Origin of the sequence: Pseudomonas sp. R3-52-08, from assembly GCF_003851745.1 — a bacterium.
Classification (GTDB): domain Bacteria; phylum Pseudomonadota; class Gammaproteobacteria; order Pseudomonadales; family Pseudomonadaceae; genus Aquipseudomonas.
In genome coordinates this window covers 3,177,625-3,189,760 of sequence record NZ_CP027730.1, presented here as the reverse complement: position 1 = coordinate 3,189,760, position 12,136 = coordinate 3,177,625, and the positions used below count along the sequence as shown (strand labels likewise).

Sequence of the window (12,136 nt, the reverse complement as noted above, 5' to 3'; positions counted from 1 at the left end):
ATACGCAAGGCCTGCCGATCGCGCCAAATGAAAAAGCTCACGCGGCCCTTGCGAGGGGCGGGGCTCGGGCCGCAAACTTTGGTGCTGGAACCTTGGATGCTTTTGGCAATGATCGAGTTTCGTAAACCGTTATTGGCTACGTTGTGCTTAGTGTTGGGCAGCCCGTTCGTACTGGCGGCCGAGCCGGAAATTCATTGGCCCAGCGGCTGGCAGGTCGAGGAAGTTGAGCCCGATGGCAACGCAACCGGAAAGACCCAGAGCGTGTCGCGGCAGCGCGCGATCAAAAATGATGAAAATGGCAAGACCTTGATGGTGATGGAGTTGACCGGTACGCCGATCGAGGCTGGGCATAACGTCAATCTTCAAGGCGTTTTGCTGGAAATGCGTAAATCCATCCAGAAAGATTTTGCCCAGGGTGGTTATCAAAGCGTGTGCACCAAAATGCACCCCGCTACATTGAGCCGTCTTGAGGCGCTGGAAACTACCTGTGTGATTACCGAGAACGGTCGACATGTGCTGTCGCAAACACTAGTGGGGGCAGTGGATGTCGATAAAGCCTACGTGTTTTCATATGCGGGCCAGGCGCAAGCGTACGAGGCCAGCAAAGATGAGGTCAGTTCGGTGCGTGATAGCCTCAAACTTTGAATGGTTCTAGGCGAACGAATGTGAACTTAAGTTAGTTTCGTTTGTGAACCTATAACGAAAAGCCCCGCGTAAGCGGGGCTTTCTGTTAGTGCATGTTAATCAACCGCGAAGCCAAGAGTCTACAGTGGCTGCGCCGTGCTCTTCTTTCCAGGCTTTAAGGCCGCGGTGGTTGCCGCCTTTGGTCTCGATCAGCTCGCCGGTATGCGGGTTCTGGTAAACCTTGACCACACGTGCGCGGCGCTGTTTCGGCGCACGAACGGCTGCAGCAGCCGATTTGCCCGGGTTTGGATCAAGGATGGCGATCACATCGCGCAGGCTCTTGTCATAACTGCTCATCAGCTTTGTAAGTTTTTCTTCGAATTCGATTTCTTTCTTCAGCCCGGCGTCGTTCTTCAGCGATTCCAGCTGGGCGAGCTGCTCTTGAAGGGCTTTTTCTGCTGCGCGAAATTCGGCGAGTCTGGACAAAATCTGTACTCCAATAGTGTAGTTAGCTGATAGCTACTGCGAAGAAAGCCTTAAGCCAAGAGGATTAAGCTAACTCAACGAAAACACCTGCGTGAGTGTATCGCCGGCACGAAAAATTGTAGTGGTTAATCCACTTCGAGTAAATCATGTCTTTGTCTAAATAAGATTGTTTCATCTAAAGTCGATGGCTATTCAATGGCGGGTCAACGCCTTAATGAATTCATCGCAGGGTACCGGACGGCCGAACAGGTAACCCTGCAAAAGGTCCACGCCTTTTGCAATGAGGTAATCACACTGTTGCGCTGTTTCCACACCCTCAGCCACGATACCCAGGTCGAGCTTGGCGGACAGTTCTATGATGCTGTCGAGAATATGCCGGGAGAGCGCATCCGCACCGATCATGGCGACGAAGCTTTGATCGATCTTCAAGTAATCCACATTGAAGTTGCGCAAGTAAGCCAGGCTTGAATGCCCGGTGCCGAAGTCGTCGATTGCGATCATCACGCCCAACTGGTGCAACGCGTCGAACAAGCGGCGCGTGATGTCGGTGGGTTCGATCAGCTCGCGCTCGGTCAACTCGAGTACCAGGGTGACCTGGCCGGGCGGGAAGGCCGCAAGGAACTCCCGGCAGTCGTCCACCAGATCCAGATCGTGGCAATGCCGCGCGGTGATGTTCACACCAATATGGAAGCCCGGGCTGAAGTGCTCGGCATGCGGCGCCAATTGCGCGGCGGTCTGGCGCAGCAGGGCACGGGTCATGGGCACGATCAGGCCGCAGTGCTCGGCCAGGGGGATGAACAGGTCCGGCCGCACCAGTCCCTCTTTAGGATGCTTCCAGCGCATCAGCACTTCGCAGCCGGCCCATTGGCGCGTGTCGCCGCGCACCACCGGCTGGAAATAGGGAATGAACTCGTTGGCGCCCAAGGCCCGTTGCAACTCGTGGGTAGGTGCCGAAGAGCGCTTCTGCAGCCAATGGGCCAGGACGCCGGCCAGCACCCCAAAAAACACCACCAGACTGAACACCGCCGGGTAACGCGCCTGCATATAACGCCACACCTCACCCTCGGGCATGCCCACGTCAACGCTGTAGGGATAGCGGTTGGAGGCCAAAAAGTGCTGGGCCACGGCAAACGTCGGTGGCGCGCTGGTATGCACTTTGCCCCCGGCGTCCAGCCAATGGGGGCCGACCTTCAGCACCAGGAAGGCATAGCGGCTGATCAGGCGCAGGGCATTGGTGAGGTGGTAGCCGTCAATTGAAGCGAACGCGGCTCGATCGCCGTCGACCAGCCGGTAAACCAGCAGCGCGGTATCCGGCGTGACGGGGTTGCCGTTCATCAACCACAAACTGCCGTCAACGTAGTCATCCGGGTTGACCGGCGACTCATAACCGCTGCCAAACAACGAGCTGCAATAAATGTTTTTCTGCCAGGACAAGGTGGTGGCGCGCACGAACGGCCGACGAGTGACCTGCTCACGCAGCGCCAGCTTCGCGGCCTTATCACACGGCAAGCCGGCCAGTGGTAACAGTGCTTGGGCGGCGGCGGCGGTGTTGTCGAGCATCAAGTCGAACTGACGCACGGCTTCCTGCGCCGTTTGCGCGGTGCTTTGCTCAAGCGTGCGCTCGGCCTGCCAATAAAGAATTACCACCCCAAGCAAAACGGGAAGCAGGCCGCAGACTGCGCTGAACACATAGCAGGCGACTCGGTTTCGTGGGCCTTGGGAGGTCAGGGGCATACAGGGGCAGCCATGCAGAAAGGGGAGACTATGCCGATGATAGATGGCATTGCCACACGGTGCTCGGCAAAACGTAACGTCTTATCTGCGCACTAAACTCCTTGCGCACAGCAAGGCAATGGAGATTTGATAAGAGTACGGACAAACACGGTTACGCTGTGTAGAATCGATTTACGCATACAAGAATATGGACTTGCGCTCACGCAAGCCTCGCCGTCAGAGACTGATGACATGAAGCAACTCGGTTCGCCCCTCATCTTTGGCGACTTCCTCGCCCGCAGCGTGCGAGGCCTTTCCTGTGCGCCACCCGCTGACCTCATCCTTGCCCGCAAATAACCATATAGCTAGTAAATAACTAGTTGTTACCCCAAGCATGATGAGGCACCGAACATGACCGACCAATACGAAAACCCGATGGGCCTGATGGGCTTTGAGTTCATTGAATTCGCCTCGCCGACCCCGGGCACCCTGGAGCCGATCTTCGAGATCATGGGCTTCACCAAGGTTGCAACCCACCGCTCCAAGAACGTGCACCTGTTCCGCCAGGGCGAGATCAACCTGATCCTCAATAATGAGCCCAACAGCCTGGCCTCGTACTTCGCCGCCGAACACGGGCCGTCGGTGTGCGGCATGGCGTTTCGCGTGAAGAACTCGCAGGAAGCCTACAAGCGCGCCCTGGAACTCGGGGCCCAGCCGATTCATATCGACACCGGCCCGATGGAATTGAACCTGCCAGCGATCAAAGGCATCGGCGGGGCGCCGCTGTACCTGATCGACCGTTTTGGCGAAGGCAGCTCGATCTATGACATCGACTTCGTCTACCTCGAAGGCGTAGACCGTAACCCGCAGGGCGCCGGCCTGAAGGTCATTGATCACCTGACCCACAACGTCTACCGCGGCCGCATGGCTTACTGGGCCAACTTCTACGAGAAGCTGTTCAACTTCCGTGAAGCGCGCTACTTCGATATCAAGGGCGAATACACCGGCCTGACCTCCAAGGCCATGAGCGCGCCGGATGGCATGATCCGCATCCCGTTGAACGAAGAGTCCTCCAAGGGCGCCGGCCAGATCGAAGAGTTCCTGATGCAGTTCAACGGCGAGGGCATCCAGCATGTGGCGTTCCTCACCGACGACCTGGTCCAGACCTGGGATGCGCTGAAGAAGATCGGCATGCGTTTCATGACTGCGCCGCCGGACACCTACTACGAGATGCTCGAAGGCCGCTTGCCGAACCACGGCGAACCGGTGGACCAACTGCAGGCGCGCGGCATTTTGCTCGATGGCTCCTCGATCGAGGGCGACAAGCGCCTGCTGCTGCAGATATTCTCGGAAACCCTGATGGGCCCGGTGTTCTTCGAATTCATTCAGCGTAAAGGCGACGATGGCTTCGGCGAGGGCAACTTCAAGGCGTTGTTCGAGTCCATTGAGCGTGATCAGGTGCGTCGCGGTGTGTTGACCGCTGACTAAGCAATAATCCCTGACACAACAGCGATCAAATGTGGGAGGGGGCTTGCCCCCGATGGCGGTGGCTCAGTCACATATGCGCTGACTGACACTGCCTTATCGGGGGCAAGCCCCCTCCCACATTTTTGACCGAGTCAAGCCTTGCGCTGACGCACCAAGTGCTTGAATCCCTCATACACCAGCACCATCACCGCCAGCCAGATCGGGATATAGGTCAGCCATTGCCCGCCCTTGATGCCTTCACCCAGCAGTAGCGCGACCGCCAGCAACAACACCGGCTCCACATAACTGAGCAGGCCGAACAGGCTGAAGGCCAGCAAACGGCTGGCGATGATATAGCTCACCAGCGCCGAGGCACTGATGACGCCCAGCATGGGAATCAACGCGTAGAGCTTGGGCTGTGCATCCAGTACCGCAAAGCCTTGTTCGCCGCTTTGCACGAACCACCAGGCCACCGGCAACATCAACGCCATGTCCAGCCACAGGCCGCCCAGATGGTCGGTGGTCAGGTATTTACGCACCACGAAATACACGGGGTAACCGATGATCACTACCAGCGTCGCCCAGGAAAAACCGCCGGCCTGGTACAGCTCGTTGAGCACACCCAATGCGGCAAATACCACGGCGATCTGCTGCAAGCGCGACAACTGTTCGCCGTAGACCAGGCGCCCGGTCAACACCATGGTCAGCGGCAACAGGAAATACCCCACCGACACATCCAGGCTGCGGCCATTGAGCGGTGCCCACATGAACAGCCATAACTGCACGCCGAGCAACGCAGACGACACCAGCACGCCGCCGATCAAGCGCGGCCTGGCCGCCAGCAGACGCAGCAACTCCCACACCCGCCGCCATTCGCCGCTGACTACCATGAATACGGTCATGCAGGGCACGGTCAGCAACATGCGCCAGCCGAAAATTTCCAGGCCACTCAACGGTGTGAGCAGGGACGTGAAGTAATACATCACGGCGAACAACACCGAGGCCAATACCGATAACGCAACACCTTTAGACACGCTGTCCTCGCGAAAGCCGATTCAGATCCAATTCCAGCAGAGGATTATGGTGCTTTTAGCGTCAAAGCGCTGCGCTGTTTTGGGGCGGGCTTGCGTAAATTTTCGTGTAATGCGCGGTTTGAACGCGTTTTCGTGGTCAGCGAGAACGCGTCATCGCGACTAACGCGTCACTCGGCCCGACACGAAATGCCCGACGTCATTGAAGCCCGGCGTGGACGAATGCCCCGGCGTTACCAATGAGTCGACGAACGCCTCATCCTGCGCCGTGATCTCTACCGCCAATGCCCCGGTATATGCATCCCACTGCGCCTCGGTGCGCGGGCCGACAATCGCTGAACTCACTGCCGCGTTGTCCAGCACCCAGGCAATCGCGAACTCAACCATCCCCACGCCACGGCCCTGGGTGTATTGCTGGATCTGCTGGGCGATGCGCAGCGATTCGACGCGCCATTCGGTTTCCAGGATGCGTTTGTCCTGGCGTGCCGCGCGGCTGCCCGGTTCAGGTGTCAGGTCGGGGGCGTACTTGCCGCTGAGCACGCCACGCGCCAACGGGCTGTAGGGCACCACGCCCAGTCCATAGGCGGCCGCGGCGGTGATTTGCTCGACCTCGGCCTGGCGATTGACGATGTTGTACAACGGCTGACTGATGATGGGCCTGTCAACGCCCAGGCGCTCGGCCACGCGGATGACCTCGGCAATACGCCAGCCACGGTAGTTGGATAACCCCCAGTAGCGCACTTTGCCCTGGCGAATCAGGTCGCCGATCGCCGATACCGTGACTTCCAGCGGCGTGTCGTGGTCCTCGCGGTGCAGGTAGTAGATGTCCAGGTAATCGGTGTCCAAACGCGCCAGGCTCGCCTCCAGCGCGTTGAACAGGCGTTTGCGGCTCAGCCCGTTGCGGTTGGGCACGCCATCCACCGGGCCGATCCCGACCTTCGACGCCACCACCCAGTCCTGGCGGTTGCGCGCGATGGCCTCGCCGACGATCTCCTCGGAGCGCCCGCCGGTGTAGATGTCGGCGGTGTCGATAAAGTTGATGCCTTGACTCCAGGCCTTATCGATGATGCGCAGCGAGTCTTCGGTGCTGGTCTGTTCGCCAAACATCATGGTGCCTAGTGTCAGTGCGCTGACCTTCAACCCGGACTGGCCCAATGTGCGGTAAATCATGCAAAGCTCCTCATGGCAGGCAAACGTGGCTCATGCAATACCAGACACCAACGCTCTGGAACAAGCCCTGTGCGTATTTCTTCACGCGCTCAGCAACGTCTGGCAGCGCACCTGTAGAAAACGCTGCAGCACTTTCACCCGTTCCGATACCTGCAGGCGATGCGCACTTTACACCTTCAAGGTGCGTGTCATGCGCAACGCCAACACACTGCCGGCCACGATCACCGCTGCCAGCAAGTACAACGCCACATCCGTGGAGCCCGTCGCATCCTTCACGAACCCGACGATGTAGGGGCTGAGAAACCCGGCCATCTGGCCCATAGAGTTGATCAACGCCAGCCCACCCGCCGCCGCGCCCGCGCTGAGCATGGCGGTGGGCACCGGCCAGAACATCGGCAGCCCGGTGAGGGCGCCCATGGTGGCGATCGTCAGGCCGAGAATGGCGATAGCCGGGGTGGTAGCGAAATTCACCGCGATCACCAGGCCAATTGCGCCCATCAGCATCGGCACCACCAAGTGCCACCGGCGTTCCTTGCGCAAGTCTGCGGAGCGCCCCACCAGCAACATGAACACCGCAGCCAGCAAGTACGGGATCGCACTGAGCCAGCCGATCACCAGGTTATCGCTGAACCCCAGGTTCTTGATGATCGACGGCAGCCAGAAGTTGATCGCGTAGACGCCGCTCTGGATGCAGAAGTAGATCAGGCCGAATGCCCAGATCGCCGGGTTCTTGAACACCTCGGCCAGGGAGTCGGTGGTGGTCTTCGGTTTGTTCGCAAGATCGGTGGCCTGGTCGGCTTCCAGTACCGCGCGTTCGTGGGGTTTGAGCCACTTGGCGTGGGCGAAGCTGTCACTGAGCAGGAAGTAGGCGAGGGCGCCGAGGATCACGGTGGGAATGCCTTGCAACAGGAACATCCACTGCCAACCGGCGAGGCCGCCTTGACCTGCCGTAAAGTGGTTGAGAATCCAGCCGGAGAACGGGCTGCCAAGCAGGCCGGAGACCGGAATCGCGGACATGAACAGCGCCATGATCCGGCCTCGGCGAAACGTCGGAAACCACTGCGAGAGGTACAGCACCACACCGGGAAAGAACCCCGCCTCGGCGGCGCCGGTGAACAGGCGCAAGGTGTAGAAATGCGTCGGGGTGGTCACGAACAATAGGCAGGTGGACAAGGTGCCCCACACGATCATCATCAGCGCTATCCAGCGCCTTGGCCCGAACCGGGTCAGCGCCAGGTTGCTCGGCACGCCACACAGCACGTAGCCGATAAAGAAGATCCCGGCACCCAGGCCGTACACGGTTTCACTGAATTTCAACGCGTCGAGCATCTGCAACTTGGCAAAGCCAACGTTCACCCGGTCAAGGTAGTTGAACAGGTAGCAGATAAAGATGAAGGGGATCAGGCGCAGGGTAACGCGCTTGTAGATGGCGTTTTTATCGTCATCGGTGGCCAGTGCTGCGGCGGCGCTCTGTGACATGGCGAGTCTCTCTTTATTATGTTTTTTAGCGATGCGAGGGTAACGTTGATCGCCCAAACAGTCTCGGCGACGCGATGGGCAACTGTCTTTGTGCTTGCGCACAGCCATGCCCGCTTTGCGCTGTGCCGGTGACCAATTCGCTTTGGAAGGAAAATAGCCCCATGTTCGAGCTGGATCATGAGCTGGCACAGGATATCGTCGATCGCACCATGGCGATCCTGCCCTACAACGTCAACGTTATGGACAACCAGGGCCTGATCCTCGGCAGCGGCGAACCGGAACGCATCAACACCCGCCACGAAGGCGCCCAACTGGTGCTGGCGAACGGGCGCGTGGTGGAAATCGATGGGCAGACCGCCAAGCACCTCAAGGGTGTGCTGCCTGGCATCAACTTGCCGCTGATGCATGATCAGCGCTTGATCGGTGTGCTGGGTATCACCGGTGAACCCCAAGGCCTGCGCACCTACGCCGAACTGGTGCGCATGACCGCCGAGATGCTGGTCAGTCACCGCCACCAGCAGGCCGAGCAGCAGTGGCGGCGCCAGCGCTGTGACGACCTGCTGGCATTGCTGCTGGCCGATACCGGTGACTCGCCGCGCCTGGTCGACGAAGCGCAACAACTGGGCCTCAAGCCGCAACTGGCGCGTACGCCTTACCTGTTCGAACTGGGCGCGGGGCAGTCGGCCGAAGCCTTGAGTGCCTGGCTGACGTCGCGTTATCCGGACAGTTGGTGCGTCAGTTCAGCGCCGTTGTCGCTGTTGTGGTGTCGACCCGCGTCAGTGCAGATCGATAACCCGCGCCTGCTGGAAAAGCTCGACGGCCTGGGCTGGACGGTATTGCGGGTCGCCGTAGGCGGGCAGGCGCAAGGTTTGGCCGGGTTGCGCAGGTGCTATCGCCGTGTCAGCGATTTGCTGGCCTACGGTCGAGATATCCTGCCGCATTCGCGCCTGTTGATCCTCAACCGCTATCGTCTGCCTGTCATGCTCTGGCGCCATCGTAACGACGATGCCCTGGATGAATTGCTCAACCCGCTGCGCAAAGTCCTCGCCAGGGACAACAACGGCCAACTGCTGGCCACGCTGCGCGCATGGTGCGACCACGACGGGCAAAGCCAGGCCTGTGCCGATGCCCTGGGGATTCACCGCAACAGCCTGCGCTACCGCATGGAACGGATTGCCGAACTGAGCGGCGTCGACCCGCTGACTCTGGATGGCATGCTTGCGCTGTACCTGGGCGTGCAACTGTTGCCCCAGGCTTTGTAAAAATGAACAACAAACCTCAGCTGCACTTGTGCATCGGACCGGCGTCATTGGCGGTGCCAACTGGCAGCATGGGCGCTATAAAAACCGGAGAACGCCCATGAAAATCATCATCGCCCCCGACTCGTTCAAGGACAGCCTGAGTGCCGAAGGGGTCGCCCAGGCCATTGCGCAAGGGTTGGCTCAGGTCTGGCCTGACGCACAGCTGGTGCAATGCCCGATGGCGGACGGCGGTGAGGGGACGGTCGAAGCAGTGCTCGCCGCGTGTAACGGCCAATTGCGCAGCCAGGCCGTGCGCGGGCCAATGGGCGATACGGTGCAGGCGCATTGGGGCTGGTTGGCCGACAGCCACACCGCGATCATCGAAATGGCTGAGGCCAGCGGCCTGCAGTTGGTTGCACCGGGCCAGCGTGACGCCTGCTCCAGCAGCACGTATGGCACCGGCGAGCTGATCCGCGCCGCGCTCGACCTGGGCGCCCGGCGCATTATCCTGGCGATCGGCGGCAGTGCCACCAACGATGGCGGCGCAGGTGCGGTGCAAGCGCTCGGCGTGCAGTTGTTCGACGCCCAGAACCAGCCCTTGGCACCTGGTGGCTTGGCGTTGAGCGGCCTGGCGCGTATTAACCTGGAAAACCTCGACCCACGCTTGGCGCGGGTCTGCTTCGAAATCGCGGCGGATGTGAACAACCCGCTGTGCGGTCCCCACGGCGCCTCGGCGATTTTCGGCCCGCAAAAAGGCGCCAACCCCGAACAGGTGCAGCAGTTGGATGCTGCCCTTGGTCATTTTGCCGACCATTGCGCCAGGGTGCTGGCCCAGGACGTGCGTGACGAACCGGGCAGCGGCGCCGCTGGCGGCTTGGGGTTCGCCGCGAAGGCATTCCTCGGCGCGCAGTTCCGCGCCGGCGTTGAAGTGGTGGCCGAGCTGGTTGGCCTCGACGCCGTGGTGCGTGGCGCCGACCTGGTCATCACCGGCGAAGGCCGCTTCGATGCCCAGACCCTGCGCGGGAAAACCCCGTTTGGCGTGGCGCGTATTGCCCGGCAACACAATGTCCCGGTGATCGTGATCGCCGGAACCCTGGGCGATGGCTACGAGCAGATGTACGCCCACGGCGTGGATGCCGCCTTTGCGCTGCCCTCGGGGCCGATGAGTCTTGCCCAGGCATGCAGCGAGGCGCCGCGCTTGTTGCGTGAGCGTGCGGCGGACATCGCCCGGCTATGGCGGACAGCGCTGCGAGGCTGAACCTGAGTTCAGGGGGATTCGTAGCAGATCGAGAAGCGGTCAGGTTTACGTCCATAGGCCAGAAAATCTCCGACGTTCCTGTTTACGCAGACGTTGAACCCGGAGAACGAAACGCCGTGTCGGTAGGCGCCCTTGAGCAGCGTCATGTGCGCAGCAGGCACGCTTCTGAACGCTTTGAGAGCACCTGCTGCGGGCGTCTGATCGTCATATTCGGCCTGAACCATAAAGAGGCCGTCGACCTGCGCCAGCCTTCGCTGCGGGACCCCGTCAAGCTGTTGGCCGCGCCACTCGGCGCAATGCCTCGACGGGAAGAAACTGCCCCCCACCGGATACTGGATGGCGTACTGGTTTTCTTTTTCGGTCCAGAATGCTTCGCCTGCGGACACTGAATCGTTGCATAACACGGTGCTACGGACGGACTCCTGGGGCGTGAGGTTCAAGGGGCCAAGCGCCAGACCATTCCACGGTGACGGGCGGCGAATGACGTCGAGCAGGCGTGCAAAGGCCTGTTTCGCCAGCGCATTTACGCCAGCGTCGGGGCTGAATCGATGGGCTCCGGCGTTGGCCAACAGCTTGGCGTCTGGCAGGTCTGGCGACTCACGTAGCCACTGATTGAGCGCGCGGGCAGCCATCAGGTATTCAGGCGCGCTGTAGTACTCGTTGTCTGAACGCAGCGCCACCCTGACTTGAGGCAACAGGTCGAGGAAAACCGCGCTTATTGCCTGTGGGGTGCCTCCCATCTGGTAGCGGTGCGGATCGTCGGCGGCGCGCTGGGCAACAAATCGCGCGAACACGCGTTCTTTTTCCGGTGCTTGAACCAACGAGGCGTCCTGGAACGTGGCGGTCCAATCTGTACTCGAGTCGAGCACCATGCGCCCGACCTGCTTTGGAAACAAGCCGGCGTACCAGGCGCCCAGCCATGTGCCGTAAGAGTTGCCGAAGTAGTTGAGCTGGCGTTCGTTGAGCAGCACACGCACCAGCTCCATGTCCCGCGCCGTTTGTTCAGTATTGATATAGGGCGCCAGGCTCTGGCTGGCACAACCCCGGGCCAGTACGCCAGCGTTATGCCCGATAGCCTCGATATTGGCCGGACTGCGATCTTCAGTGATGTCGTTTTGCGCAACGATGTCCTCGTCGGATCGGCACACCAGTTGCGATTGAGGGTCACTGCCCATCCCTCTTGGTGTAATTCCGATCACATCATAGGTATTGAGCAGGTGCCGATAGGCCTCACCCTGTGGCTGATCGGCGTAGCCTTTCCATATGGAGGCCAGGAGCACGGTGAATCCGTCGGCCTCGGCGCCGGGCCCGCCCGGATTGGTAAACAGGGCACCTTCGCGCTCGGCGGGCAGCAACGCTGAAACGCGGGTGATATCCAGCTTGAGCTTGCCCAGGCTGGGGTTCAGGTGGTCCAGGGGCACGGTGGCGATGCCGCATTGCGTCCTGGCGACCACCTCCGGATCCAGCCCGGCGAAGGGCCGGCCGGCGCAATCCGGCAGCCAGCGGATACCCCACTCAGGCAGTTGTTTCGTCGTACAAGCGCTGCCCCCCAATAGCACAGAGACAAAAAAGCAGGCTGATAGCGTTCGTTGTTTTATCAATTGGCAGACACTCGGTTGCAGGGTTGGACCCGCCCGAGTTTTTCAAGTAAAGCCTGCCGTGAATGT

The 12,136-nt window shown here is 60.3% G+C and carries 10 protein-coding genes; 4 read left to right on the top strand and 6 right to left on the bottom strand.

The features are described from left to right. Positions 1–108: 108 nt before the first annotated feature. Entirely contained in the window at positions 109–645 is a 537-nt protein-coding gene (locus tag C4J91_RS14485) for a DUF4946 domain-containing protein (RefSeq protein WP_124365158.1), read from the top strand. Between the two features lie 99 nt (positions 646–744). Here C4J91_RS14485 and C4J91_RS14480 read toward each other — a convergent pair whose 3' ends face one another. Both C4J91_RS14480 and C4J91_RS14475 read right to left on the bottom strand, forming a co-directional pair. Then, entirely contained in the window at positions 745–1,110 is a 366-nt protein-coding gene (locus C4J91_RS14480) for a histone-like nucleoid-structuring protein, MvaT/MvaU family (protein WP_124362963.1), read from the bottom strand. Positions 1,111–1,302: 192 nt separating this feature from the next. Beyond that, positions 1,303–2,844: an EAL domain-containing protein gene (locus C4J91_RS14475; RefSeq protein ID WP_124362962.1), complete on the bottom strand. Its 1,542-nt coding sequence runs from the start codon at positions 2,842–2,844 to the stop codon at positions 1,303–1,305. Between the two features lie 390 nt (positions 2,845–3,234). On the opposite strand from C4J91_RS14475, the gene hppD reads away from it, so the two are divergent. Next, complete coding sequence (gene hppD, locus C4J91_RS14470) at positions 3,235–4,311, top strand: 4-hydroxyphenylpyruvate dioxygenase (RefSeq protein WP_124362961.1); 1,077 nt, start codon at positions 3,235–3,237, stop codon at positions 4,309–4,311. A 131-nt stretch (positions 4,312–4,442) separates the two neighbouring features. Here hppD and rarD read toward each other — a convergent pair whose 3' ends face one another. From rarD to C4J91_RS14455, 3 genes are all read right to left on the bottom strand, one after another. Then, positions 4,443–5,324, bottom strand: coding sequence for an EamA family transporter RarD (gene rarD / locus C4J91_RS14465; protein ID WP_124362960.1), 882 nt, complete (start codon positions 5,322–5,324; stop codon positions 4,443–4,445). Between the two features lie 159 nt (positions 5,325–5,483). Next, positions 5,484–6,491, bottom strand: a complete 1,008-nt coding sequence (locus tag C4J91_RS14460; protein WP_124362959.1) for an aldo/keto reductase — start codon at positions 6,489–6,491, stop codon at positions 5,484–5,486. Positions 6,492–6,659: 168 nt separating this feature from the next. Then, positions 6,660–7,970, bottom strand: coding sequence for an MFS transporter (locus tag C4J91_RS14455; protein WP_124362958.1), 1,311 nt, complete (start codon positions 7,968–7,970; stop codon positions 6,660–6,662). Between the two features lie 161 nt (positions 7,971–8,131). Between C4J91_RS14455 and C4J91_RS14450 the strand changes: the two genes are divergently transcribed. Together C4J91_RS14450 and C4J91_RS14445 are read left to right on the top strand one after the other, a co-directional pair. Continuing rightward, positions 8,132–9,232, top strand: coding sequence for a sugar diacid recognition domain-containing protein (locus C4J91_RS14450; protein ID WP_124362957.1), 1,101 nt, complete (start codon positions 8,132–8,134; stop codon positions 9,230–9,232). Positions 9,233–9,329: 97 nt separating this feature from the next. Further along, on the top strand, positions 9,330–10,469 hold the full coding sequence (locus tag C4J91_RS14445; protein WP_124362956.1) for a glycerate kinase: 1,140 nt from the start codon (positions 9,330–9,332) through the stop codon (positions 10,467–10,469). A gap of 8 nt (positions 10,470–10,477) precedes the next feature. On the opposite strand, the gene C4J91_RS14440 is transcribed toward C4J91_RS14445, so the two are convergent. Next, positions 10,478–12,070: an alpha/beta hydrolase gene (locus C4J91_RS14440; RefSeq protein ID WP_177412829.1), complete on the bottom strand. Its 1,593-nt coding sequence runs from the start codon at positions 12,068–12,070 to the stop codon at positions 10,478–10,480. Positions 12,071–12,136: the final 66 nt, after the last annotated feature.

What these genes read in the sequence shown, in the direction of transcription:
- C4J91_RS14485 (WP_124365158.1), top strand. Translation starts at nt 109, where the DNA reads ATGATCGAGTTTCGTAAACCGTTATTGGCTACGTTGTGCTTAGTGTTG.
- C4J91_RS14475 (WP_124362962.1), bottom strand. Translation starts at nt 2,844, where the DNA reads ATGCCCCTGACCTCCCAAGGCCCACGAAACCGAGTCGCCTGCTATGTG.
- hppD (WP_124362961.1), top strand. Translation starts at nt 3,235, where the DNA reads ATGACCGACCAATACGAAAACCCGATGGGCCTGATGGGCTTTGAGTTC.
- C4J91_RS14460 (WP_124362959.1), bottom strand. Translation starts at nt 6,491, where the DNA reads ATGATTTACCGCACATTGGGCCAGTCCGGGTTGAAGGTCAGCGCACTG.
- C4J91_RS14455 (WP_124362958.1), bottom strand. Translation starts at nt 7,970, where the DNA reads ATGTCACAGAGCGCCGCCGCAGCACTGGCCACCGATGACGATAAAAAC.
- C4J91_RS14450 (WP_124362957.1), top strand. Translation starts at nt 8,132, where the DNA reads ATGTTCGAGCTGGATCATGAGCTGGCACAGGATATCGTCGATCGCACC.
- C4J91_RS14445 (WP_124362956.1), top strand. Translation starts at nt 9,330, where the DNA reads ATGAAAATCATCATCGCCCCCGACTCGTTCAAGGACAGCCTGAGTGCC.